General features: G+C 69.9%; 21 protein-coding genes. 19 read left to right on the top strand and 2 right to left on the bottom strand.

Annotation, left to right across the window (positions count from 1 at the left end):
* Positions 1-30: 30 nt before the first annotated feature.
* From hrcA to IFU40_RS06460, 9 genes are all read left to right on the top strand, one after another.
* A complete protein-coding gene (gene hrcA / locus IFU40_RS06500) occupies positions 31-1071 on the top strand; it encodes a heat-inducible transcriptional repressor HrcA (protein ID WP_070407928.1) in 1041 nt (346 codons plus the stop codon).
* A gap of 49 nt (positions 1072-1120) precedes the next feature.
* Positions 1121-2248: a molecular chaperone DnaJ gene (dnaJ, locus tag IFU40_RS06495; protein WP_055939967.1), complete on the top strand. Its 1128-nt coding sequence runs from the start codon at positions 1121-1123 to the stop codon at positions 2246-2248.
* A gap of 2 nt (positions 2249-2250) precedes the next feature.
* Positions 2251-2985, top strand: coding sequence for a 16S rRNA (uracil(1498)-N(3))-methyltransferase (locus tag IFU40_RS06490; RefSeq protein ID WP_191925804.1), 735 nt, complete (start codon positions 2251-2253; stop codon positions 2983-2985).
* 210 nt (positions 2986-3195) lie between these two features.
* Complete coding sequence (locus IFU40_RS06485; protein WP_070407930.1) at positions 3196-3543, top strand: HIT domain-containing protein; 348 nt, start codon at positions 3196-3198, stop codon at positions 3541-3543.
* A 49-nt stretch (positions 3544-3592) separates the two neighbouring features.
* On the top strand, positions 3593-4615 hold the full coding sequence (locus tag IFU40_RS06480) for a PhoH family protein (protein ID WP_194716928.1): 1023 nt from the start codon (positions 3593-3595) through the stop codon (positions 4613-4615).
* Positions 4612-5079 (top strand): rRNA maturation RNase YbeY, encoded by a 468-nt coding sequence (gene ybeY, locus IFU40_RS06475; RefSeq protein ID WP_055939972.1) that lies wholly within the window; start codon positions 4612-4614, stop codon positions 5077-5079. The genes IFU40_RS06480 and ybeY overlap by 4 nt, the downstream gene beginning before the upstream one ends.
* Positions 5076-6386 carry a hemolysin family protein gene (locus IFU40_RS06470; RefSeq protein ID WP_070407932.1) on the top strand — a complete coding sequence of 437 codons (1311 nt, stop codon included), beginning with the start codon at positions 5076-5078 and terminating at the stop codon, positions 6384-6386. The genes ybeY and IFU40_RS06470 overlap by 4 nt, the downstream gene beginning before the upstream one ends.
* A complete protein-coding gene (gene era / locus IFU40_RS06465) occupies positions 6383-7276 on the top strand; it encodes a GTPase Era (protein ID WP_055837036.1) in 894 nt (297 codons plus the stop codon). Before IFU40_RS06470 ends, era begins: the two co-directional genes overlap by 4 nt.
* Positions 7277-7353: 77 nt before the next feature.
* Positions 7354-8301 carry a quinone oxidoreductase family protein gene (locus tag IFU40_RS06460; RefSeq protein ID WP_191925802.1) on the top strand — a complete coding sequence of 316 codons (948 nt, stop codon included), beginning with the start codon at positions 7354-7356 and terminating at the stop codon, positions 8299-8301.
* 263 nt (positions 8302-8564) lie between these two features.
* Here the strand turns inward: IFU40_RS06460 and IFU40_RS06455 are convergent, their stop codons facing one another.
* Complete coding sequence (locus IFU40_RS06455) at positions 8565-12638, bottom strand: hypothetical protein (RefSeq protein WP_206754870.1); 4074 nt, start codon at positions 12636-12638, stop codon at positions 8565-8567.
* Between the two features lie 237 nt (positions 12639-12875).
* Here IFU40_RS06455 and leuA point away from each other — a divergent pair, with 237 nt between their 5' ends.
* From leuA to IFU40_RS06440, 3 genes are all read left to right on the top strand, one after another.
* Entirely contained in the window at positions 12876-14636 is a 1761-nt protein-coding gene (gene leuA, locus IFU40_RS06450) for a 2-isopropylmalate synthase (RefSeq protein ID WP_191925800.1), read from the top strand.
* Between the two features lie 23 nt (positions 14637-14659).
* On the top strand, positions 14660-15448 hold the full coding sequence (locus IFU40_RS06445; RefSeq protein WP_191925799.1) for a methyltransferase domain-containing protein: 789 nt from the start codon (positions 14660-14662) through the stop codon (positions 15446-15448).
* A 90-nt stretch (positions 15449-15538) separates the two neighbouring features.
* The gene (locus IFU40_RS06440) at positions 15539-16321 is read left to right on the top strand and encodes an MOSC domain-containing protein (RefSeq protein WP_191925798.1); all 783 of its coding nucleotides are present in this window, start codon (positions 15539-15541) and stop codon (positions 16319-16321) included.
* Between the two features lie 25 nt (positions 16322-16346).
* On the opposite strand, the gene IFU40_RS06435 is transcribed toward IFU40_RS06440, so the two are convergent.
* Positions 16347-17051 carry a trimeric intracellular cation channel family protein gene (locus tag IFU40_RS06435; RefSeq protein ID WP_191925797.1) on the bottom strand — a complete coding sequence of 235 codons (705 nt, stop codon included), beginning with the start codon at positions 17049-17051 and terminating at the stop codon, positions 16347-16349.
* Positions 17052-17379: 328 nt separating this feature from the next.
* On the opposite strand from IFU40_RS06435, the gene recO reads away from it, so the two are divergent.
* From recO to IFU40_RS06400, 7 genes are all read left to right on the top strand, one after another.
* A complete protein-coding gene (recO, locus tag IFU40_RS06430; RefSeq protein ID WP_055837054.1) occupies positions 17380-18108 on the top strand; it encodes a DNA repair protein RecO in 729 nt (242 codons plus the stop codon).
* Positions 18105-18908: an isoprenyl transferase gene (locus IFU40_RS06425; protein ID WP_191925796.1), complete on the top strand. Its 804-nt coding sequence runs from the start codon at positions 18105-18107 to the stop codon at positions 18906-18908. The genes recO and IFU40_RS06425 overlap by 4 nt, the downstream gene beginning before the upstream one ends.
* A 57-nt stretch (positions 18909-18965) precedes the next feature.
* Entirely contained in the window at positions 18966-19649 is a 684-nt protein-coding gene (locus IFU40_RS06420) for a DsbA family oxidoreductase (RefSeq protein ID WP_191925795.1), read from the top strand.
* An 80-nt stretch (positions 19650-19729) separates the two neighbouring features.
* On the top strand, positions 19730-20896 hold the full coding sequence (dusB, locus tag IFU40_RS06415; RefSeq protein ID WP_070407940.1) for a tRNA dihydrouridine synthase DusB: 1167 nt from the start codon (positions 19730-19732) through the stop codon (positions 20894-20896).
* Position 20897: 1 nt separating this feature from the next.
* Complete coding sequence (locus IFU40_RS06410; protein WP_191926043.1) at positions 20898-22220, top strand: deoxyguanosinetriphosphate triphosphohydrolase; 1323 nt, start codon at positions 20898-20900, stop codon at positions 22218-22220.
* Positions 22220-24073 (top strand): DNA primase, encoded by a 1854-nt coding sequence (gene dnaG, locus IFU40_RS06405; RefSeq protein WP_191925794.1) that lies wholly within the window; start codon positions 22220-22222, stop codon positions 24071-24073. The genes IFU40_RS06410 and dnaG overlap by 1 nt, the downstream gene beginning before the upstream one ends.
* A gap of 45 nt (positions 24074-24118) precedes the next feature.
* The gene (locus IFU40_RS06400) at positions 24119-24892 is read left to right on the top strand and encodes an ATP-binding cassette domain-containing protein (protein WP_055837073.1); all 774 of its coding nucleotides are present in this window, start codon (positions 24119-24121) and stop codon (positions 24890-24892) included.
* Positions 24893-24929 lie beyond the last annotated feature (37 nt).

Here is a 24929-nt window from a genome sequence, read left to right as displayed (position 1 = left end):
AGTCGAGTGCCAGACGGGGAGGAGCAGCGCATGGTGTCGGAACGCGGCCTCCAAGTGCTCCGCGCGATCGTGCAGGATTACGTCGACACGCGTGAACCCGTCGGCAGCAAAGCGATCGTCGACCGGCACGCGTTCGGTGTGTCGGCGGCGACCATCCGCAACGACATGGCGCTGCTCGAAGACGAAGACCTCATCGTCGCACCCCACACCTCGTCGGGCCGCGTGCCCACCGACAAGGGCTACCGCGTGTTCGTCGATCACCTCGCCGAACTGCGCCCGCTCTCGGGAGCGCAGCGCAGCGCGATCACCTCGTTCCTCGACGAGGCGGGCGATCTCGACGACCTGCTCGCCCGCACGGTGCGTGCCCTGACGCAGCTGACCGGCCAGGTCGCGATCGTGCAGTACCCGTCGTTCGCGCGCGCCAACCTCTCGCACGTGGAGCTCGTGGCTCTCGGCGGTCCCCGCGTGCTCGTCATCCTCGTCACCGACACCGGCCGCGTCTCGCAGCGGATCGCGCTCGTCCCGGCCGAGCCGGCCGAGGCCGACATCGTGCAGCTGCGCGCGCGTGTGGGCGCGGTGCTGGTCGGGCGCTCCGTCGCCGACTGCGCGCAGCAGGTCGCCGCGGTCGTCGCCGACGGCCCCCGCCCCGGCATCGCCCTCGACGCCGTCGCCGACGCCGTGTTCCGCGTCGTCGGCGAGGAGCTCGAGGAGTTCCGTCAGGATCGCCTCGTCATGGCTGGGGCGGCGACCCTCGCCAAGCGCGAGTCCGACTTCCGCGGCAGCATCTACCCGCTCCTCGAAGCCATCGAGGAGCAGGTGACCCTGCTGCGGCTCATGACCGAGATGGTCGCCGACGAGAAGGGCTTGTCGGCCAGCATCGGCCGCGAGAACGAACCCTTCGGACTCATCGAGGCCTCGGTGCTCGCCAGCCGGTACGACGGCTCGACGGGCGGTGCCCGCGTGGGCCTGCTCGGCCCCACCCGCATGGACTACTCCTCCAACCTCGCGGCGGTTCGCGCCGTCGCGCACTATCTGACCCGGATGCTCGAAGACGACGACAGCGCGCGCTGACGAGCACCCCACCGAGAACGACCCCGCACCCGCGGACAGGAAGGCGATTGTGGCTGACCACTACGAGGTCCTCGGCGTCGAACGAGACGCCAGCGCCGACGAGATCAAGAAGGCGTACCGCCGTCTCGCTCGTCAGTTGCACCCCGACGTGAACCCCGGTGACGACGCGTCCGAACGCTTCAAGCTGGTCACGCACGCGTACGACGTGCTCAGCGACCCCGAGCAGCGTCGCCGCTACGACATGGGCGGCGACCAGAACCCCTTCGGCGGGGGCGGGGGAGCGGCCGGCTTCGGCGGCTTCAGCGACATCTTCGAGACGTTCTTCGGCGGGGCCCAGGGCGGCGGAGGCGGGCGTGGACCGCGTCCGCGTTCGCGTCGCGAGCGCGGGCAGGACGCCCTCGTGCGCGTCACGCTCGATCTCGGCGACGTCGTCTTCGGCACGCACCGCGACCTCGACGTCGACACCGCCGTCCTGTGCGAGACCTGCCAGGGAGCCTGCACGCAGCCCGGCACGAGCGAAGTCACCTGCGACATCTGCCACGGCTCCGGTCACGTGCAGCGCACGGTGCGCAGCCTTCTCGGCAACGTCGTCACCAGCCAGCCCTGCAACGTGTGCCACGGACACGGCACGACCATCCCCTACCCCTGCGGCACCTGCCAGGGACAGGGACGCGTACGCGCCCGCCGCACCGTGTCGGTCGACATCCCCGCCGGCGTCGAGTCGGGCCTGCGCCTGCAGCTTCCCGGTTCGGGTGAGGTCGGCCCCGCCGGCGGCCCCAACGGCGACCTGTACCTCGAGATCACCGTCGACGCGCACGAGGCTTTCAGCCGCGAGGGCGACGACCTGCTCGCCACCCTCGAGGTGTCGATGCCGGATGCCATCCTCGGCACCACCACGACGATCGACGCCCTCGATGGTGCCGTCGAGCTCGAGGTGCGCCCGGGCGTGCAGTCGGGCGACGTGCTCACCATCAAGGGCCGCGGCATCACGCCGCTGCGCGGAAGCCAGCGCGGGGACCTGAAGGTCGGCGTGCACGTCGTGACGCCCACGCGCCTCGACCACAAGGAACGCGCCCTCATCGAGGAGTTCGCCAAGCGCACGAAGGCCCCCCAGCCGCGCCTGGCCGAGCACCAGCAGGGCATGTTCTCGAAGTTCCGCGACCGCTTCCGGCACTGACCGTGGCGCTGCACTTCGTCACCGACGAGGCGGCATCCGCTCAGCCGGGGGACACCGTCACGCTCACCGGAGCAGAGGCGCACCACGCCGCAGCGGTCCGCCGGGTGCGGGTCGACGAGGCGGTCACCCTCGGCGACGGTCATGGGGCGTGGCTGTCGGGCCTCGTCACGGCCGCCACGCCGAAGCAGGTCGACGTGCGGGTGACGGGCCGCGAGGAGCATCCGGCCCCGTCGCCGCGCTTCGTGCTCGTGCAGGCGCTCGCCAAGGGCGACCGTGACGAACTCGCGGTGCAGGCGGCGACCGAACTCGGCGTCGACGCGATCGTTCCCTGGCAGGCGGCGCGGAGCGTCTCGCGCTGGGATGCCAAGGCCGACAAGGGTCTCGCCCGCTGGCGCACCATCGTGCGCGAAGCGGCGAAGCAGGCGCACCGCGCGTGGATCCCCGACGTCGAGGGCGTCGCCCGCACGGCCGACCTCGTGCGCCGCGCCGGCACCGACCTGGTGCTGGTGCTCGAGCCCTCGGCATCCGATCGCCTCACCGCGGTCGCCGTCGAAGCCTCCGACGATCGCGACGTGGTTCTGGTGGTCGGGCCCGAGGGCGGGATCGCCTCCGACGAGCTCGACGCGCTGGTCGCGGGCGGCGCTCGACTCGTGCGCCTGGGCGACACGGTGCTGCGCACCTCGACCGCGGGCGCGGCGGCGATCTCGGTGCTCTCGGCGGCGCACGGGCGCTGGTGACCTCCCGCCGCGTTCCGATCCGCCCGTTCGGGGCGCGAAACGTCCCGACCCGCCCGTCCGGGGCGCGGGATGTGCAGCGGGGCGCACACCAACCGCCCCGATGCACGGTTCAGGCCCCGGCCACGAGTCGCACGGCTCGACGCGCCATCTCGCCCGTCGAGCCCGGACCGCCCGACCTGCGTGTCGGAGCCCGTCACTAGACTGGATGCCATGAGCGAACCGTCGATCTTCACGCGCATCCTGCAGGGCGAGATCCCCGCCGAGATCGTCGCCGAGACCGAGAACGCCTTCGCGATCCGCGACATCGCCCCGCAAGCGCCGGTGCACCTGCTCGTCATCCCCAAGACGCAGCAGTACCGCAACGTCGTCGAGCTGGCGGCGGGCGACCCCGACCTGCTCACCGAGGTCGTGGGGCTCGCGAACAGCGTCGCCGCCGAGCATGCCGACGGCGACTTCCGGCTGATCTTCAACACCGGCGAGGGCGCCGGCCAAACCGTCTTCCATGTGCACGCCCACGTCCTCGCGGGTGGCCTGAACGAAAAGAGCGTGGGTGTCTGACTCCGCCGAAGAATCCGTCGTCGACCGCATCGAGGTCGACGGCGTGGCCATGGTGCAGCTCCTCGGACCGCAGGATCGCCTGCTGCGCGTCTTCGAGAAAGAGCACCCCGAGGTCGACGTGCACGTCCGCGGCAACGAGATCACGCTGTCGGGCACCGCTTCCGCCGTCGCCGCGGCGCGGGGCCTCGTCGACGAGCTGCTCGCGATGACCCGCTCGGGTCACGGCCTCGACCCCTCCGACGTGAAGAGCTCGAACCGCATGCTCTCCGACGGCGGTCCCCGTCCGTCCGAGGTCATGGGCGAAGCGATCCTGTCGTCGCGCGGCAAGGTCATCCGCCCCAAGACCGCCGGGCAGAAGGCCTACGTCGACGCGATCGACGAGAACACCATCGTGTTCGGCATCGGCCCGGCCGGTACCGGAAAGACCTACCTCGCCATGGCCAAGGCCGTGCAGGCGCTGCAGCGCAAAGAAGTCGCCCGCATCATCCTCACCCGCCCCGCCGTCGAAGCCGGCGAGCGTCTGGGCTTCCTGCCCGGCACGCTCACCGACAAGATCGATCCGTACCTGCGGCCGCTGTACGACGCGCTCAACGAGATGATGGACCCCGACATCGTGCCGAAGCTCATGGCGACGGGCACGATCGAGGTCGCTCCTCTCGCGTACATGCGCGGACGCACGCTGAACGACTCGTTCGTCGTGCTCGACGAGGCGCAGAACACCACGCCCGAGCAGATGAAGATGTTCCTCACGCGCCTCGGCTTCGGCACGCGCATGGTCGTCACCGGAGACATCACCCAGGTCGACCTGCCCCAGGGTGCGTCGGGTCTGCGTCTGGTCACCCGCGTGCTCGACGACATCGACGACATCCACTTCTCGCGTCTCACCAGCGAAGACGTGGTGCGTCACAACCTCGTCGGTCGCATCGTCGACGCGTACAGCGAGTACGACGAGAAGCGTCTCGTCGCCCGCCGTGAGCGTGACGAGGCCTCCGAGTTCGCCACCCGTGCGGAGCGACGCGGCTCGAGTGCCGCCGGTCCCCGCGATCACCTCCCGAGACGAAACCGCTCATGACGATCGAGATCAACAACGAATCCGACCACCAGATCGACGAGCAGGTGCTGCTGCGCCTGATGGAGTACAACCTCGCCGAGCTGCACGTCAGCGGTGACGCCGACGTGGCCATCGTGCTCGTCGACGAGGGCGCCATGGAGTCCTTGCACGTGCAGTGGATGGACGAACCCGGCCCGACCGACGTGCTCAGCTTCCCGATGGACGAGCTGCGCCCCGGCTCGGAAGACGCGCCCACCCCCGCGGGTCTGCTCGGTGACATCGTGCTGTGCCCCGCCGTCGCCGAGACCCAGGCGGTCGCGGCGAAGCACTCCACGCAAGACGAACTGATCCTGCTCACCACCCACGGACTGCTGCACCTCCTCGGCTTCGACCACGCCGAGCCCGATGAGGAGCGCGAGATGTTCGGTCTTCAGCGCGAGCTCATCGCCGGCTTCCAGGCCGTCGAGCGCCAGCGCCGCGCATGACCGAAGCGCTCCTTCTCGTCGCCGCCGTGCTGCTCGTCGCCTTCGGCGGGCTGATGGCGGCGTCCGAGGCCGCGCTCGGGGTCACCTCGCGCACCGACCTGCTCGAGCTGGGCGCCTCGGGGCGCAACGCCACGTCGCTGCGTCGCATCGCCGACGACACCAGTGCGCACGTGACAGCGGTCGTGTTCATCCGCGTGCTCGCCGAGACCACCGCCGCGGTGCTCGTGACCGCGGCGTTCATGCTGCTCTTCGACGACATCTGGTTGGCCGTCGCGGCCGCCGCCGTGCTCATGACGGGCATCTCGTTCGTCGCCGTCGGGGCGAGCCCCCGCTCGGTCGGTCGCCAGCACGCCCGCGGTCTGCTGCGCGGCGGGGCGCCCGTCATCCGGGGCATGCGCATTCTGCTCGGGCCTCTCGCGCACGGCCTCGTCGCCGTCGGAAACCGCGTGACCCCCGGAGTACCGCACTCGACGTCGTTCGCGTCAGAGGAACAGCTGCTCAGCATCATCGACGAGGCCGCCGAGAACGAACTCATCGAGCAGGACGACCGCGAGCTCATCCACTCGGTGTTCGACTTCACCGACCGCTACGTCCGCGAGGTCATGGTCCCGCGCACCGACATGGTGACCGTCGGGGCCGGCGCCACCTCGCGTGAGGCCCTCGCTCTCTTCCTCGAGAAGGGCGTCTCGCGCGTTCCCCTCGCCGACGATGAGGCCGATGACGTCGTGGGGATGCTGTACCTCAAAGACCTCGTGCAGTTCGGCTTCCGCGACGAGGCGGGGTGGCGCGACGCGCCGATCCGCCGCATCGCCCGTCCGGCGGTGTTCGTGCCGGAGTCGATGAAGGCCGAGACCCTGCTGCAGCAGATGAAGAAAGACGCCGTGCACGTGTGCCTCGTCGTCGACGAATACGGCGGCGTCGCCGGCCTCGTGACCCTCGAAGACTTGATCGAGGAGCTCGTGGGCGAGATCGCCGATGAGTACGACGCGCCCACCAGCGAGATCGTCGAGCTCGACGACAACCGGTACCGCGTGAACGCGCGCCTGGGCCTCGACGAGGTCGGCGACCTCTTCGGTCTCGAGCTCGACGACGAAGACGTGGACTCGATCGGTGGGCTGCTGGGCAAGGCGCTCGGCCGCATCCCCCAACCGGGGGCGACGGCGGAACACTCCGGTCTCGTCATGACCGGCGGGGCATCGCGCGGCCGCAACCGCGGCATCGCCACGGTGATCGTGGAGCGCGCCGAGACTCCGAACGACGACAACGCCGAGGCCGATGGCCCCGCGCGTGAGAGGAACGACAGATGACCGACACCCGATCCGGTTTCGTGACCTTCGTGGGCAGGCCGAATGTCGGCAAGTCCACCCTGACCAACGCCCTCGTGGGCGAGAAGGTCGCGATCACCAGCGAGAAGCCGCAGACCACGCGTCGCGCCATCCGCGGCATCGTGAACCGCCCCGGCGGTCAGCTCGTGCTCGTCGACACCCCCGGCATCCACCGCCCGCGCACCCTGCTCGGACAACGTCTGAACGACCTGGTCGAACAGGTGCTGGGCGACGTCGACGTCATCGCCTTCTGCGTTCCGGCGACCGAGAAGGTCGGCCCGGGCGACCGTCGTATCGCCGAGTCGCTGTCGGGGTACCCCCGCGCCAAGAAGGTCGCGCTGGTCACCAAGACCGACGCCGCCTCGCGCGATCAGATCACGCAGCGTCTCGTCGAGGTCGACGCGCTGCGCGAGGACTGGGCCGCGGTCATCCCGCTCTCGGCCATCACCCACGACCAGCTCGACGTGCTCAGCGACGAGCTCCTCGCGCTCATGCCCCAGGGGCCCGCGCTGTACGACGCCGACATCGTCACCGACGAGACGCTCGAAGATCGCATCGCCGAGATCATCCGCGAAGCGGCGCTGCACGGCGTGCGCGACGAGCTCCCGCACTCCATCGCGGTCACGGTCGATGACGTCGCCGCGCGCGAGAACAGCGACCTCACCGACGTGTGGGCGAACATCGTCGTCGAACGCGACAGTCAGAAGGCCATCATCATCGGCCACAAGGGCTCGCGCCTGGCCGACGTCGGTGCGCGTGCGCGCGCGGGCATCGAGCCCCTCGTGGGCAGCCGGGTGTATCTCTCGCTGCACGTCCGCGTGGCCAAGGAATGGCAGCGCGACCCCAAGCAGCTCGGACGCCTCGGCTTCTGACCCCCACCCGGCCGCGCCGCACCCGCGCCGCGTTTCCGGGCGCACATGAGACGAACGACACGACGAAAGGTGCAGCCATGGCGATGAGGTGGACGGCTCCGGCCGCAGGACCGATCGAGACGTGGGTCTTCGACGAGGTCGAGGTGGCTCCGCCCGGCGCCGGGGAGGTCACGGTGCGCGTGCACGCCGCGGGCATCAACCCCGCCGATGCCAAGCACGTCGCCCAGGCGCGCCCGGGGGCCGAGTTCCCCGTCGCGATCGGCTACGAGCTCTCCGGCGAGGTATCGGCCGTCGGTCCCGACGCGGTCGGCGGCTCCGGCGCGCTGCACGTCGGCGACGAGGTCGTGGCGTTCCGCGTGCAGGGCGCATACGCGACCGAGCTCACGGTGCCCGCCCGCGACGTCTTCGCCAAGCCCGCACGGCTCTCGCACGCCGAGGCGGCCAATCTGCTTCTGGCGGGAACGACGGCGGCCGAGATGATTCAGGTCACGCGGGTGACCGCGGGTGACACGGTGCTGCTCCACGCCGCCTCGGGCGCCGTCGGCGTGAGCCTGCTGCAGCAGGCGCGCGAGCTCGGTGTGCGCGTGATCGGCACGGTGGGACCGGATGCCGACGAGTCGGCGGCACGCGTCCGCCACTACGGCGGTATCCCGGTGGCCTACGGCGACGGCCTCGCCGAGCGCGTCGCGACCGCCGCCGAGGGAGCTCCCGTCGTCGCCGCGTGGGATGCCGCGGGCACCGACGAGGCGATCGACGTCTCGCTCGCGTCGGTGTCGGAGCGCGACCGCATCGTCACGATCGTTCGCCCCGACCGCGCCGAGGCCGACGGGTTCCTGTGGATCGCAGGTTCGCGGCCCGAGAGCGCCCGATTCCGCGACATCGCCCGTGCCCGCGTTCTGGAGCTCGCGGCATCGGGGGCTCTCGAGGTGCCGGTCGCGCGTACCTACCCGCTCGCCGACGCGATCGAAGCCGTGGGCTTCGTCATGGACGGCCACCCGGGCGGCAAGGTGGCGTTGCTGGCGTAACCAGCGCTTACGGTTCGGTGGGGGAGGCGGGGTATCCGCATGGCCGTCGTCGAACTCCCTGACGGTGAGGAACGAGCGGGCCGCACCGACAGCTGTGGTTGCTGAGGTCTCGACACGGTCGCGACGGCCACGTGCGCCGACTCGATCATGAGATCTCGGGAACCCCGCCGGTGGCGGAGGTGCCCGAGATCTTTAGATCTTCCCCGGCCTGGACACCGTCATTCCGCCGTGCTCGACGCAATGACGGTGATCAGGACGGGGGGTCAGCCCCCTGTCCACATGGGACCGAGGACGAGTGCGCAGCCGTCGCCCCAGGAGTGGCCGTGGACGCCGATGAGTGTCACGATCGAGTGCGATACCGTGACGACGGTCGGTGTCGACACCGTCCCGATGCTGCTGAATCCGGTGCGTCCCCATGCGAGGAAGGTGCCGTCACTCCTCAGCGCGTATGACGCAGACGGTGACGTCGCGATCTGGGTGACGTCGGACAACCCGGGAACCTGTGCCGGGGCGAACGAGTTCGTCGTGCCGTTGCGTCCGAGTTGACCGGCCGCGTTGCGACCCCAGGACCACACGGTGCCGTCGTTCTTCAACGCCAGGTAATTCGCTCCGTTGTAGTCTTCAAACGTGGCAGCCCCGGCCAACGCGGTGATGCCGGACAGTCCGAGAGCTTTCACGGGGGTGTTCTGCTGGGTCGTCGTTCCATCGGCCAGCTGACCTTCGTTGTTGCGGCCCCAGGTCCACACGGTGCCGTCTTCGAGCACGGCGGCCGCCGTGTATCCGACCCAGTTCACGACCTGAACCGCACGAGCCGGCAGCACCACCTGGGTCAACGGGACCGGGCTCGTGAACAGGCCCACACCACCTCGGCCTTCCGTGTTTCTGCCCTGGAACCACAAAGTTCCGTCACTCTTCAGCGCGTGCAGTCCGTACTGGCCCGCCTGAATCTGGGTGACATTGTCCAGTCCCTGGAACGCCACCGGCGAGGTTTGATCCGTCGTGGTGCCATCGCCCAGCTGTCCGTCACCGTTCGTTCCCCAGCCGACGATCGTGCCGTCCTTCTTCAGGATGAAGACGGAGTTAGGGCCGGCCTGAGAGCCCGACACTCGCGCAGCGTTGGTGATCTCCGGCATGAGCACCCAGTTGGGGCCGTTATGCCACACCGACCCATCCGCCAACACTGCAATCTGCCACAGCGGGTGGTAGTCCACCACCGGTGATGGGAACACCCGCGGAGTCTGCACCAGACCCACCAGAAGGTTCGATCCCAACACCGACACCGTCTCGGATGCCGAACCGTCACCACTGGTGGCGGAGATCCGCACCTGGGCCCCCGGCGTGCTCCACTGCGGTGCGGTGACGCTCGTGCTGAACACGCCGTCCTGTCCCGTCGTCCCCGACGCCGCACCCAAGTCGCCACCGACTGCCGAGAGGGAAACGGCGGCTCCCACGAATCCCACAGAGCCCGCGGCGACCTTCGCGTTCACCGTCCCCGCAACACCCGCCGTGAGGTTCGTCTCGACCACGTCCAAGGTTGTCGTCGTTTCCGCGGTGATAAAGGGGCAGTCCTGGATGTTGTACGAGTGGCCGTGGGTGCCGAGGAGTTTCGCGATGGGGCGGGGTGCCGGCCTGGCGGTCGGTGTCGATCTCGCCACGTTGCCGCCGGCTCCCGTGAGTCCCCAGGTGAGGAAGGTGCCGTCGTTCTGCAGCGCGTATGACCCGGACGGTGACGTCGCGATCTGCGCGACGTTGGACAGCCCCGGAACCTTTGCCGCGAGGTACGACGCGGTCGTGCCGTTGCGCCCCAACTGACCGTACTCGTTGCGACCCCAGGACCATACGGTGCCATCGTTCTTGAGGGCTAAGTAGTTCGCTCCGCCGTAGTCCACATACGTTGCCGACCCCGCCAACGCGGTGATGCCGGACAATCCGAGGACCTTTACCGGGGTGTTCTGTTGCGTCGTCGTTCCATCGGCCAGCTGACCTTCGTTGTTGCGACCCCAGGTCCATACGGTGCCGTCTTCGAGCACAGCACCCGCTGTGTATCCGACCCAGTTCACGACCTGAACCGCGCGAGCGGGCAGCACCACCTGGGTCAACGGGACCGGGCTCGTCGTCAAGCCCACGCCACCGCGTCCCTCCAGGTTTCGGCCCTGGTACCAGACGGTGCCGTCGCTCTTCAGGGCGTGCAGTCCGTACTGGCCCGCCTGGATCTGCGTGACGTTATCCAGTCCCTGGAACACGACCGGCGACGTTCGATCCGTCGTGGTGCCGTCACCCAACTGCCCATCACCGTTGGTTCCCCACCCGACGATGGTGCCGTCCTTCTTCAGGATGAAGACGGAGTTTGGGCCGGTCTGAGAGCCCGACACTCGAGCAGCGTTGGTGATCTCAGGCTTGACCACCCAATTGGGACCGTCGGCCTGCCACACTGAGCCATCCGCCAGAACCGCCAACCCCCACAACAGGGAGTAGTCCACCACCGGCGACGGGAACACCCGCGGAGTCTGCAACATCCAGGCCACCAGGTTCGACCCCAACACCGGCGCCGTCTCGGATGCCGAACCGTCACCACTGGTGGCGGAGATCCGCACCTGGGTACCCGGTGTGCTCCACTGCGGCGCGGTGACGCTCGTGCTGAACACCCCGTTCGGACCCGTCGTCCCCGACGCCGCACCCAAGATGGCCCCGCTGGTGGACGAAAGTGAGACGGCAGCTCCCGAGAGCCCCACAGAACCCGCGGCGACCTTCGCGTTCACCGTCCCCGCCACACCCGCCGTGAGGGTCGTCTCCACCACATCTACGGTCGTCGTCGTCTCCGCCGTGGTGAGGGGGCACCCGTCGTAGGTCTCGCTGCCGAGGAGCTCCGAGATCGGGCGGGACACCGACACGACGGTCGGTGTCGGCACCGTGCCAACACCGCTGAATCCTGTGCGTCCCCAGGCGAGGAAGGTGCCGTCGCTCTTCAGCGCGTATGACCCGGACGGTGTCATCGCGATCTGGGTGACGTTGTCGACTCCGGCAAGCTGCGTCGGGACGAACGAGTTCGTCGTGCCGTTGCGCCCCAGCTGACCGTACTCGTTGCGACCCCACGACCACACGGTGCCGTCGTTCTTCAACGCCAGGTAGTTCGCTCCGTTGTAATCCTGGAAGGTATTGGACCCCGCCAACGCCGTGATGCCCGACAGTCCGAGAACCTTCACGGGGGAGTTCTGCTGCGTGGTCGTCCCATCGGCCAGCTGACCTTCATCGTTGCGGCCCCACGTCCACACCGTGCCGTCCTCGAGCACGACGCCCGCCGTGAACCCGACCCAGTTCACGACCTGAACCGCACGAGCAGACAAAGGCACCTGAGTCAACGGAACCGGAGTCATCGTCGAGCCCACGCCAGCTCGCCCACCCGTGTTCCTGCCCTGGTACCAGAGAGTGCCGTCGCTCTTGAGCGCGTGCAGCCCGCCTAAGGTCGTCCGGATCTGTGTGACGTCGCTTAGCCCCTGGAACACCACCGGCGACGTTCGATCCGTCGTGGTGCCATCTCCCAACTGCCCATTGTCGTTCACTCCCCACCCCACGACCGTGCCGTCCTTCTTCAAAACATGAACGGAATTGGAGGTGGCCAGTCGGGCCGCATTCGTGATCTCCGGCATGACCACCCAATTGGGGTCGTTCTTCCACACCGACCCGTCTGCCAACACCGCCAGGCCCCATAGCGGTGAGTAATCCACCACCGGAGAGGGGAACACCCGCGGAGTCTGCGACAACCCCACCAGGAGGTTCGATCCCAAGATCGTCGCCGACGCCGACGCCGACGTACCCCCCGACAGGGCGGTGAGAGTGACCGTCTTGCCCGGCGTCGCCCAGGGAGTGCCGAGATCGATCGTGGTGGAGAACCGCCCTGCGCCGTCCGTCATCCCCGTCGTGTCGGCGAACACGCTCCCATCCGGACCCAGCAGACTCACCACCTGACCCGCGAGCGGACTTCCCAGGTGATCGCGTACCGTCACGACCACCGGCGTCGCACCACTGGCCGGCAGCTGGTTGTTCGGCACCGACAGCGACACCTGAGTGGCATCCGACGTCGCCGCCCAGGCGGGGGCCGCGGTCGCCAGGCTCATCGCGGGGACACCCCACGCCGCCGCGCCCACCACGGTGCGACGCGACACACCCGCAGGAGCCATCGGCTCCTTGGTCACGGTGCGAGATTTCATGAACAACCTCCAGGTAGGGCGCGACAGCGCCAGCCACTTCTGCTCGACACCGTGACATCCCGGAGCCTGGCCCGATTCGCCCCTTTCCTGAGCGAGCGGGAATCCGCGGCACACCGCGCAGCGGTTCACCCGATACATCGCCCCTCAGGTCACCGTCACCCGGCAGATCGAGTCGACCGCGCCGGGTCGCCCGCACTCACGCCGAAGAGAGGCGAAGGCCCCGCTCACGGGGCTGCTACGATCGCTCCATGCGCTTCGGTGGCCTTCTTCTTCTTAGCTGCCGCGACGAGTCCTCGTTCTAAGGGCCTTCCTCGTCGCGGAGATCGTCGTCGGCCCCACCGAACGAATCTAAAGAAGCGACACATCATGAAGAACACCCAGAAGCCCACGTCCGCTCCGGTGCACAAGTACCGTCCGTTCCACGAGCAGATCCGGGTCGACATACCCGATCGCACGTGGCCGTCGAAGCGCATCGAAGTCGCCCCGCGCTGGTGCGCCGTCGATCTGCGCGACGGAAACCAGGCCCTCATCGATCCGATGAGCCCCGAGCGCAAGCGCGTGATGTTCGACCTGCTCGTGAAGATGGGCTACAAGGAGATCGAGGTCGGCTTCCCCAGCGCCAGCCAGACCGACTTCGACTTCGTGCGCCAGCTGATCGAAGAGAACCTGATCCCCGACGACGTCACGATCCAGGTGCTGACCCAGGCGCGCGAGCACCTGATCGCCCGCACATACGAGTCGATCGCCGGCGCGAAGCAGGCCATCGTTCACCTGTACAACTCCACGAGCGTGCTGCAGCGCGAGGTCGTGTTCCGCACCGACCAGCAGGGGATCGTCGACATCGCGCTCGAGGGCGCCCGTCTGTGCAAGCAGTACGAGGCGACCATTCCCCAGACCGAGGTCTACTACGAGTACTCGCCCGAGAGCTACACCGGTACCGAGCTCGAGTTCGCCCTGCGCATCTGCAATGAGGTGCTGGAGGTCTTCCAGCCGACGCCCGAGCGCAAGGTCATCCTGAACCTGCCCGCCACGGTCGAGATGGCCACCCCGAACGTCTACGCCGACTCGATCGAGTGGATGTCGCGTCACCTGAACCACCGCGAGAACGTCATCCTGTCGCTGCACCCGCACAACGACCGCGGCACGGCCGTCGCGGCGGCGGAGCTCGGGTACATGGCCGGCGCCGACCGCATCGAGGGCTGCCTGTTCGGCAACGGGGAGCGCACCGGAAACGTCGACCTCGTCGCCCTGGGCGTCAACCTGCTGACACAGGGCATCGACCCGCAGATCGACTTCAGCGACATCGACCAGGTCAAGCGCACGGTCGAGTACTGCAACCAGCTGCCCGTGCCCGAGCGCAGCCCCTGGGCCGGCGACCTGGTCTTCACCGCCTTCAGCGGTTCGCATCAGGATGCCATCAAGAAGGGCTTCGAGGCGATGGAGGCCCGCGCGGCATCCGAAGGCAAGAGTATCGACGACATCGAGTGGGCGGTTCCGTACCTGCCGATCGACCCGAAAGACCTGGGCCGCTCGTACGAGGCGGTCATCCGCGTCAACTCCCAGTCGGGCAAGGGCGGCGTCGCCTACCTGCTGAAGGCCGACCACGCGATCGACCTGCCGCGCAAGCTGCAGATCGAGTTCTCGGGCGTCGTGCAGACCCGCACCGACGCCGAGGGTGGCGAGGTATCGAGCGCCCAGATCTGGGACATCTTCACCGACGAGTACCTGCCCGCCGAAGACCACGACCAGCGCTGGGGGCGTTTCGAGCTGCTGTCGACGCGCTCGTCGAGTGACATGTCGGGCGACGTGCACCTCGACGTCGCCCTGCGCGACGGCGACGAGACCCACCCCGCCTCGGCCGTCGGAAACGGCCCCGTGGCCGCGTTCCTCGAGATCGTGCGCGCGCAGGGCTTCGACGTCACGCTCTACGACTACGTCGAGCACGCCCTGAGCTCGGGCGGCGACGCCCAGGCCGCGGCGTACGTCGAACTGCAGGTCGACGACCAGCGCCTGTGGGGCGTCGGCATCGACGGTGACATCTCGACGGCGTCGCTGAAGGCGATCGTCTCGGGCGTGAACCGCGCGATCCGCACCCGTCAGTCGGCCGACGCCCTCGCCGGCGTCTGACCTCGACGCCGAAGAACACGGCCGTGGCCTACGCCCACGGACACCACGAGAGCGTGCTGCGTTCCCACGCCGCACGCACCGTCGCCGACTCGGCGGCGTACCTGGTGTCTTCACTGTTCGCCGGCGCCCGCATCCTCGATGTGGGCGCCGGCCCCGGCACCATCACCGTCGACCTCGCCGACCGGGTCTTCCCGGGGCGTGTCGTGGGGGTGGATGCCGCGCCCGACGTCGTCGAGGTCGCCCGCGCCACCGCGGGGGAGCGCACGAACGTCGAGTTCCGCACCGATGACGCGTACGACCTCGATGCCCGCGATGGGTCATTCGACATCGTGCATGCGCATCAGGTCCTTCAGCACCTGGCCCGGCCCATCGACGCCCTGCGCGAGTTCCGCCGCGTGGCGGGCCCCGAGGGCCTGGTCGCGGTGCGTGACGTCGATTACGGTGGGGTGATCTGGCATCCACGGATCCCCGCCCTCGATGAGTGGCTCGAGATCTACCACGGGGTGCACCGCGGGGTGTCGGGCGAACCCGACGCGGGCCGGCGGCTCAAGGCCTGGGCGCGCGAAGCCGGATTCGCCCGTGTCGAGGCCAGCGCCAGCGTGTGGGTCTTCGACACGGACGAGAAGCGCGCGTGGTGGGGCGGCATGTGGGCTGACCGCGCGCTCGCCTCGGCCTTCGCGGGGCACGCGAAGAGGCTCGGCCTCGCTGACGACGCCACGCTGCAGCGCATCTCCGACGCGTGGCGCGAGTGGGCGGCGCACCCCGACGGGTGGATCCTGCTGCCGCACGGCGAGGTGCTCGCCCGGGGGTGACAGGGCCTCTCCGGCCCCGGCCGACACGGCGGGGCCGGAGGGCAGAGCGAGGGCGCGTGCACGGCCGGCGGGCGGTGCGAGGATGAGAGGGTGATCCGCGTCGATGCCCTGTACCGCTATCCCGTCAAAGGCTTCACGCCCGAACGCCGGGCGCAGCTCGTCATCCAGGACGACGGACGGGTGCAGGGCGACCGCGCCCTCGTCTTCCGCTTCGCCGACGCGCTCGAGCCCGAAGACGCGACTTTCCCGAAGAGTCGCGGCCTGGCGCTGATGACCTTCCCCACGTTGGCGCGCGTCGACCTCGCCTACGACGACGAGGCTCGAACCCTGCGCCTGCGCGTCGACGACATCGACATCGAGGCCGACCTCAGCGAGAGCGGGCGCACGCGCCTCGCCGATGCCGTGACGGCGTACCTGCGCACGACCAGCGACGCGAAGCTGCTCGACGCCGACGGCATCCTTCCGCTCGGGCTGCTGGGCGACGGCCGCACCGCGAGGTTCCAGGATCGCCCGCGCGGATACGTCTCTCTGCACGGCACCGCCTCGGTCGAGGCCCTGGACGCCACGGTGCCGGCGCCCGTGGACGATCGGCGATTCCGTTCGAACATCGTCGTCGGCGGTTCCGCGGCCTGGGCCGAGCTCGACTGGCGCGGTTGCGTACGCATCGGCGAGGTGGAGTTCGAGGTGCAGAAGCCGATCGAGCGCTGCGCCGCGATCGCGGCCAACCCCGACACCGGGGTGCGCGACGCGCGACTGCTGCGCGTGCTCACGACCGAGTTCGCTCAGGACGAGCCGACCCTCGGCATCCTGCTCCTGCCCGTGGCCGGCGGCGGCACGATCCGGGAGGGCGACGAGGTCGTCGCCGTCGCGTGAGTCGCCAGGCGGGCTCGGGTGCGGTTCAGGCGGGGTCGTCGGTGCGGATGATCGGGATGCCGGTGGTCTCGACCGCGACCTTGCGGCGGTAGAGCTTGCGCTGCTCCGGGAGCGAGAGGTCGAAGAGCACCGCCAGCACGCGGATCACGGTCGTCACGACGACGCCGATCACCGCGGCGAGGGGCAGGGGCAGCCCGAAGGCGGCCGTGACGGCGAGCACCGCGCAGCCGCCACCCGCGGCGACGGCGTAGAGCGAACCGACGTGCATGATCGCCACCGGCAGGCCCATCAGCACGTCGCGCAGCACGCTGCCGCCCGCGGCGGCGACGACGCCGACGAAGATCGCGGGCACGGCAGGCAGACCCAGGGCGAGCGCCTTCGACGTGCCGAACGCGCCGAACAGACCGATGACGACCGCGTCGAGCATGACGATCGCGCGGTTGAGGCGTTGGAAGATCCCCGACAGCAGCATGCCGACGATCGAGGCCAGCGTCGCGGTGATGAGATACCAGTTGCTCTGCAGGGTCGCGGGCGTCAGCCCCAGCAGCAGGTCGCGGATCAGACCGCCGCCCATCCCGAGCAGGATGCCGATGATCGCGACACCGAGCAGATCGAGGCGCCGCTGCCCCTGGAAGCCCGACGCGAACAGCGCCCCCTGCACGCCGCCCAGGGCGACGGCGGTGAGATCCGCCCACAGGGGGATGACGAAGACCGAGTTCACGGCATCCATTCTCCCTCTTCGGTCTTGCCGCCCGGGGACGCGGTCCATCTGTCTGACCGGTGGGGCTGGTGACGCCTACCGGGGCGTGTGCGCCATCGAAACGCGTGGTGGTCCGACAGACGGACCATTCCGCGCTGCGGATGGGTTCTCCCGCTCGGCCGGTCTCGCCGCCGGGGACGCGGTCCATCTGTCTGACCGGTGGGGCTGGTGACGCCTACCGGGGCGTGTGCGCCACCGCAACGCGTGGCGGTCCGACAGACGCACCATTCCGCGCCGCAGACCCGGCCGCGTGCGCGCCGCGCAGGCCTCTCACGGGATCGCCGAACGATAATGGACTGTGCCCACCTACCGCGATGAAGTCGTGGTCCTGCGTACCCAGAAGTTGGGGGAGGCGGATCGCATCCTCACCCTGCTCAGCCGCCGCAACGGCAAGATCCGCGCGGTGGCGAAGGGCGTGCGGCGCACCTCGTCGCGGTTCGGCTCGCGCCTCGAGCCCTTCATGGTGGCCGACGTGCAGTTGGCGACCGGCCGCAATCTCGACATCGTGCAGCAGGCCGAGTCGCTCGGCTCGTACGGTGCCGACATCGTCGCCGACTACGACAGCTACACCACCGCCAGCGCGATGGTCGAGACCGCCGATCGGTTGAACGAGGCCGAGGCGACCCCGCAGCAATATCTGCTGCTTGTGGGTGGACTGCGCTCGCTCGCCCGCAGCGACCACGCGGCACGGAGCGTGCTGGATTCGTACCTGCTGCGGGCCATGGCGCTGTCGGGCTGGGCACCCGGACTCGGCGAGTGCGCGCGCTGCGGCACCGTCGGCGAGCACGACTACTTCCTTCCCCAGCTCGGCGGCGTCATCTGCTCGACGTGCGCGCCGGCCGGCTCTCCCCGGGTCGCCCGCGACACGGTCGACCTGCTTCGCTCCCTCATGGCGGGGGAGTGGGATGCCGTCGACGCCGCCGCCGGGCGCACCACCGCCGCCGCGTCGGGGCTCGTCGCCGCCTACGCCCAGTTCCACCTCGAACGGGGCATCCGTTCCCTCTCGCACCTGGAGGCGCATCCGTGACCCCGAAGCCCTTCACCCACCGCGACGCCGTGCCCTACCGTCCCCTCGACTGGACGGAGCAGTACCCGCCGGCCTATCCGAAGGGCGCGGTGCCGGAGCACGTCGCCATCGTCATGGACGGCAACGGCCGCTGGGCCAACCGGCAGGGTCTCACCCGCGTCGAGGGCCACCGGGCGGGCGAAGCGGCGCTGCTCGACGTCGTCGCAGGCGCCATCCAGGCCGGGGTGAAGCACCTGTCGGTGTACGCCTTCTCGACCGAGAACTGGTCGCGCTCTCCCGACGAGGTGCGTTTTCTCATGGGCTTCAACCGCGAGGTGCTGCACCGCCGTCGCGATCAGCTCAACGAGTGGGGGGTGCGCATCCGCTGGTCGGGCCGCAAGCCACGCTTGTGGGGCTCGGTCATCAAGGAGCTGCAGCACGCCGAACGCCTCACCGAGGGCAACTCCACGCTGACGCTCACCATGTGCGTGAACTACGGCGGGCGCATCGAGATCGTGGATGCCATGCGGCGCATCGGCGACGACATCGCCGCAGGTCGCCTCAAGCCCTCGGCGGTGACCGAGAAGCTGATCCGCAAGAACCTCTACCAGCCCGACATGCCCGACGTGGACCTGTTCGTGCGATCGAGCGGCGAGCAGCGCACGTCGAACTTCTTGCTGTGGGAGTCGGCGTACGCCGAGATGGTCTTCCTCGACACCTTGTGGCCCGACTTCCGACGCACGCACCTGTGGGACGCGATCGGGCTCTACCTGTCGCGCGACCGTCGCTTCGGCGGCGCGATCGACACCCCCACTGCCTGATCCCGGCGAAGATGCCGCCAACGGAATAGATCACCCGCCCGAAAGGTTGCACGCGATATGACGGATGCCATCAAGATCGACGTGTGGAGCGACATCGCCTGCCCCTGGTGCTACATCGGCAAGCGCAACCTCGAGAACGGGTTGGCCGCGACCGCCGCCGATGACGACGCCCCCGTGGTCGAGATCGAGTACCACTCCTTCGAGCTCTCGCCCGACACCCCCGAAGACTTCGACGGCGGCGAGGTCGACTACCTCTCGCAGCACAAGGGCATCTCGCCCGAGTCCGCGCGGGAAATGCTCGACCGTGTCACCGGCGTCGCTGCCGACGCGGGGCTGACCTACCGCTTCGACATCCTCAAGCACACCAACACGGTGAAGGCGCACGAACTCCTGCACTTCGCGAAAGAGAACGGGCGTCAGCTCGAGCTCGCCGAGCTGCTCATGTCGGCGTACTTCCTCGAGGGTCGCCACGTCGGCCGCGACGACGACCTCGTCGACCTCGCGGTCGAGGCGGGCCTCGACGGCGACGCCGCACGCGAGGCCCTGGCCTCGCAGCGGTACCGCGCGGCCGTGCGCGCCGACCAGGACCAGGCGCAGCAGTTCGGGATCACCGGCGTGCCGTTCTTCGTCATCGACGGGAAGTACGGCGTGAGCGGTGCGCAGCCGGTCGAGGCGTTCACACAGATCGCCCGCCAGGTCTGGGGCGAGCGTCGCGAGGCGTCGGAGACCGCCGACGCGTGAAGCTTCTCCACAGCGGTGCCCGTCCCGGCGTCTGACCGGACCGGGCACCGCTGTCTCATGAGGTCTGGGAGAATGAACGAGTGAACACGGCATTGGCTCCGGCGCGGACGCTCCGCATCGGCAACATCGAACTCGACGCCCCCGTCGTGCTCGCCCCCATGGCCGGCATCACGAACACCGCGTTCCGTCGACTGTGCCGCGAGTACGGCGCCGGCCTGTACGTCAGCGAGATGATCACGACGCGCGCCCTGGTGGAGCGCAACGAGACCACCCTGCGCCTCATCCGCCATCACGAGTCCGAGACCCCCCGCTCGATCCAGCTCTACGGCGTGGATCCCGCGACGGTCGAAGCGGCGGTGCAGATGATCGTCGACGAAGACCACGCCGACCACATCGACCTCAACTTCGGCTGCCCGGTTCCCAAGGTCACCCGCCGCGGCGGGGGAGCGGCCCTGCCGTGGAAGCTCTCGCTGTTCCGCGAGATCGTCGAGCGCGCCGTGCGCGCCGCCGGCGACAAGCCGCTCACCATCAAGATGCGCAAGGGCATCGACCCCGACCACCTCACCTACCTCGAGGCCGGACGCATCGCCGAGGGCGCGGGAGTGGCATCCATCGCCCTGCACGCCCGCACGGCATCGGAGTTCTACTCGGGTCACGCCGACTGGAGCGCGATCACGAAGCTCAAAGAGACCGTGACCGGCGTGCCCGTGCTGGGCAACGGCGATATCTGGTCGGCCGAGGACGCCGTGCGCATGATGGCCGAGACCGGGTGCGACGGCGTCGTCGTCGGCCGCGGCTGCCTCGGGCGTCCCTGGTTGTTCGGCGATCTCGCGCGGGCCCTCGGCGGCCCCGACGCCGCCCACGGAGCCCCCGTCGACGCCACCCTCGGGTTCGTCGCGCGCGCCTTCCGCCGTCACGCCGAGCTGCTCGTGGAGTTCTTCGACGACGAGGGGCGCGGATGCCGTGACATCCGCAAGCACGTCGCCTGGTACTTCAAGGGCTACCCCGTCGGCGGCGAGCTGCGAGCCAGCCTCGCGACGGCCTCGACCCTCGACGAGATCGACGAGCTGCTGGCCACGATGGAGCTCGACGCGCCGTACCCCGGTGCCCCGGCCGAGGGGCAGCGCGGGCGGGCGGGCACGCCCAAGCGCCCGGCCCTGCCCGACGGATGGCTCGACTCCCGCGAGATCGGCGACGCCGCCGGCCGCGCCCTCGCCGACGCCGAACTGGACCACAGCGGTGGCTGAGCTGAGCACGGCGACCGCTCGTCCCCTCGGCTATGCCGATGCCGACGCCGCCCGGTTCCACGTCGAGAAGCACCGTTCGCAGCGCGACGACTTCGCCCGCGACCGTGCGCGCGTGCTGCACTCCGCCGCGCTGCGGCGCCTCGCGGCGAAGACCCAGGTGCTGAGCCCGGCCAGCCCCGCCGACTTCGCTCGCAACCGACTCACGCACTCGCTCGAGGTCGCGCAGGTGGGCCGTGAGCTGGCGACGGCCCTGCAGCTGTCGCCCGACGTCGTCGACACGGCGTGCCTCAGCCACGACCTCGGTCACCCGCCCTTCGGCCACAACGGCGAACGCGCCCTCAACGACTGGGCGGCCGACATCGGCGGCTTCGAGGGCAACGCGCAGACGCTGCGGATCCTCACGCGCCTGGAGCCCAAGACCTTCGGCGCCGACGGCGAGCCGTTCGGGCTCAACCTGACGCGCGCGAGCCTCGACGCGACCTGCAAGTACCCCTGGACGGTCGACGAACCCGTCCCCGATCCGGGCGGGCGGCTCAAGTTCGGCGTCTACCCCGACGACGAGCCCGTCTTCCACTGGATGCGCGGGGGAGCGCCCGCGCGCCAGCGCTGCATCGAGGCCGAGGTCATGGACCTCTCCGACGACATCGCGTACTCGGTGCACGACTTCGAAGACGCGATGGTCAACCGCTACATCGACCCCGCCCGCCTGGCATCCAGGGTCGGCCGTGACGGTCTGCTCGACGCGATCCAGCGATGGGTCGGCTACGACTTCGCGCGCGACGACCTCGCCGAGGGGCTCGAGCGACTCATGTCGATGCCCGAGTGGATCCCCTCGTTCGACGGCACGCGCCCCGCCCTCGCCCGCCTGAAGAACCTCACCTCCGACCTCATCGGCCGCTTCGCGCGCGCGGCGACCGCGGCGACGCGCGAGGCCTACCCGGCCGACGAGCTCACCCGCTACCGCGCCCACGTGATCGTCCCGGCCGAGGTCGAGACCGAGATGGCCGTGCTGAAGGGCATCATCGGTGCCACCGTCGTGTCGATCGACGGCCGAAAGGTGCTCTACCGTGAGCAGCGCCACGTGCTGAAGCGCTTGGCATCCGCCCTCTGGGAGAACCCCGGCGCGCTCGACGCCCTGCACGCCCCCGACTTCGAGGCGGCCGCCGACGACACCGCGCGTCGCCGGGTGGTCGTCGACCAGGTCGCGAGCCTCACCGACCAGCTCGCGATCGCCTGGCACAACCGCCTGGTGGGCGACGTCGATGCCGCCGAGCTGGGCGTCTGGGCGCCGGGCACCCGCGCACCCCGCGGAGCGGATGCCTGATGGCGCGCATCCGCCAGTCCGACATCGACGAGGTCAAGGGGCGGGTCAACATCGCCGACGTCGTCGGTGAACGCGTCGCCCTGAAGTCCGCGGGCGTCGGGTCGATGAAGGGCCTCTGCCCGTTCCACGACGAGCGCAGCCCCAGCTTCCACGTGCGGCCGCAGGTGGGCTACTACCACTGCTTCGGATGCGGGGAATCGGGCGACGTCTACTCGTTCCTGCGCGCGATGGACCACGTCTCGTTCACCGAGGCCGTCGAGCGCATGGCGGCGCGCGTCGGCTACACGCTGCACTACGAAGACGGCGGCGGGCCGGCTCCCGAGACGACCGGGCGGTCGCGCCTGTACGCGGCCAACGCCGCCGCCGCCGAGTACTTCCGCGCCCAGCTCATGACGCCCGAGGCCGAGACCGGGCGCCGCTTCCTCGGCGACCGCGGGTTCGACGCCGGGGCCGCCGCGCACTTCGGCGTGGGGTACGCGCCGAAGGGCTGGTCGCACCTCATGGACCACCTGCTCGCCCAGAAGTTCACCCGCGACGAGCTGTTGCAATCCGGACTCGTGTCGCAGGGGCAGCGGGGCGTGTACGACCGTTTCCGCGGCAGGCTGGTGTGGCCGATCCGCGACATCACCGGTCAGGTCATCGGGTTCGGGGCGCGCAAGCTCTACGACGACGACCAGGGCCCCAAGTACCTCAACACCCCCGAGACGCCGGTCTACAAGAAGGCCCAGGTGCTGTACGGCCTCGACCTGGCCAAGCGCGACATCTCGCGCTCGCACCGCGTGGTCGTCGTCGAGGGCTACACCGACGTGATGGCCTGCCACCTCGCGGGCATCACCACCGCGATCGCCTCGTGCGGAACGGCCTTCGGCAGCGACCACATCACGGTGCTCCGCCGCGTCATGGGAGACGACAGCGCCTCGGGCGAGGTCGTGTTCACCTTCGACCCGGATGCCGCGGGGCAGAAGGCGGCGCTGCGCGCCTTCGCCGACGAGAAGCGTTTCGCCGCCCAGACGTACGTGGCCGTGGCCCCCGAGGGCCTCGATCCGTGCGACCTGCGCCTGCAGCGCGGCGACGGTGCCGTGCGCGCGCTCATGGAGAACAAGGCGCCGATGTTCGAGTTCGTCATCGACCAGCGGCTCAAGGACTTCGACCTGTCGAGCGTCGAGGGGCGCGCCGGTGCCCTGCGCGCCGCGGCCCCGATCGTGGCAGACATCCGCGACCCGGCGCTGCGCCCCGGCTACGTCCGCGTGCTCGCCCGACGCCTCGGCCTCGACCTGCCCGAGGTCGGCAGCGCCGTCGAGCGTGCCGCGCGCGGCGCGGACCGTGCCGAGAAGCGCGAGACGCAGCGCGGGGGAGCGGGCGAGACGGAGCGCCCCGTGATCGCGCAGTCGGTGAGCCTGGCTTCGCTGCCCAACACGCGTGACGTCGCCCTCGAACGCGGCGCGATGATGGCCTTCCTGCAGTACGGGCATCGCATCGAGCCCGACCTGTTCCTGCGCGCCCTGCAGTCGCCGTTCGGACACCCCGCCCTCGAGGCCGTGCGCAGCTCGCTGGCCGCCACCGATCTGTCGCAGCCCGGGTGGGCCGTGGCCGCCGTCGAGGCGGTGCGCGAGCCTTTCCGCACCCTGGCCGCCGAGCTGCTGACGGCCGAGTTCCCGGCCCGCACCGAGGACGGCGCGGTCGCCTCGGCCAACGACCTGGCGCGAGGACTCCTCGTGCGCGAACTGGAGCGCGAGAAGAACGAGCTGCTGCGCGGCATCCAGCGGGTTCCCGCGGACTCCGAAGAGGGCCGCCGCCTGCGCATCCGACTGCGCGAACTCGACGGCGACCGCCAACGACTCGTCGCGCAGTAGGGCGCGCTGCTGGCATCGGCCCCCGTGGTGGGCGAGGATGAAGGAATGCCCCGGTCCCACGACACCGACGTCGCCCTCCGTGCCGACGACCTCTCGCTCGCTCGCAGCGGCGTCCGCGTCATCGACGGGATCACGTTCTCGTTGGGCGCGGGCCAGACCCTCGTCGTGCGCGGCGCCACGGGGTCGGGCAAGACCTCGCTGGTGTCGTTGCTCGCCGGCCACCCCGACGACGGGCTCACCGTGGTCGGGGGCGACGCCCGCGTGCACGGGATCTCGGCGCGCCGACCCGGGCGCGCCCGCCGGGAGTGGACGTTCCACACCGGCTACCTGCCGCAGGGCGCCGGCGCGGGGCTCCCGTCGCGCCTGACCGTGCAGGACGTCATCGCCGAGCCGATCACGAGCCGCGATCGCAAGGTCAACACCCGGGCGCTGGCGGTGCGCGTCGCGACCCTGCTCGACGAGATGGAGCTCCCGCTCGGCACGGCTCCGAAGTACCCGTACGAGCTGAGCGCGGGGATGCGGCAGCGCGTCGCGCTCGCCCGCGCCCTCGTGCTCGAACCGCGGCTGTTCGTCGCCGACGATCTGTACGCCAACCTCGATGTCGAGGTGCGCGCCGCCGCCCGTGCCTCGATCCTGCGCCGTCGTGACGAGCGCGGCATGGCGACACTGGTCGTCACGAACGACGCCGATGCCCCCCGTGACCTCGACGCCGACGTGCTGGTTCTGCACGCCGGGCACGCCGTCGCGTTCGGCCACAGTGTGGAGGCTCTGCAGTGGACACCCGACGGCACGCCCGAGCGACGTCTTTCGGCGGGCTGATTTTTCGCACGCCCCCGCGTGCTGTTAGTATCGTGGG

Source organism: Microbacterium sp. CFBP 13617 (assembly GCF_014839445.1).
Taxonomy (GTDB): Bacteria; Actinomycetota; Actinomycetes; order Actinomycetales; family Microbacteriaceae; genus Microbacterium.
This window is presented reverse-complemented; position numbering and strand designations above follow the sequence as displayed.

Bases quoted from the DNA above. Each gene is read 5' to 3' on its own strand.
- hrcA (WP_070407928.1), top strand. From the start codon at position 31: ATGGTGTCGGAACGCGGCCTCCAAGTGCTCCGCGCGATCGTGCAGGAT.
- IFU40_RS06485 (WP_070407930.1), top strand. From the start codon at position 3,196: ATGAGCGAACCGTCGATCTTCACGCGCATCCTGCAGGGCGAGATCCCC.
- IFU40_RS06480 (WP_194716928.1), top strand. From the start codon at position 3,593: ATGGTGCAGCTCCTCGGACCGCAGGATCGCCTGCTGCGCGTCTTCGAG.
- ybeY (WP_055939972.1), top strand. From the start codon at position 4,612: ATGACGATCGAGATCAACAACGAATCCGACCACCAGATCGACGAGCAG.
- IFU40_RS06470 (WP_070407932.1), top strand. From the start codon at position 5,076: ATGACCGAAGCGCTCCTTCTCGTCGCCGCCGTGCTGCTCGTCGCCTTC.
- era (WP_055837036.1), top strand. From the start codon at position 6,383: ATGACCGACACCCGATCCGGTTTCGTGACCTTCGTGGGCAGGCCGAAT.
- IFU40_RS06460 (WP_191925802.1), top strand. From the start codon at position 7,354: ATGGCGATGAGGTGGACGGCTCCGGCCGCAGGACCGATCGAGACGTGG.
- leuA (WP_191925800.1), top strand. From the start codon at position 12,876: ATGAAGAACACCCAGAAGCCCACGTCCGCTCCGGTGCACAAGTACCGT.
- IFU40_RS06435 (WP_191925797.1), bottom strand. From the start codon at position 17,051: ATGGATGCCGTGAACTCGGTCTTCGTCATCCCCCTGTGGGCGGATCTC.
- IFU40_RS06420 (WP_191925795.1), top strand. From the start codon at position 18,966: ATGACGGATGCCATCAAGATCGACGTGTGGAGCGACATCGCCTGCCCC.
- dnaG (WP_191925794.1), top strand. From the start codon at position 22,220: ATGGCGCGCATCCGCCAGTCCGACATCGACGAGGTCAAGGGGCGGGTC.
- IFU40_RS06400 (WP_055837073.1), top strand. From the start codon at position 24,119: ATGCCCCGGTCCCACGACACCGACGTCGCCCTCCGTGCCGACGACCTC.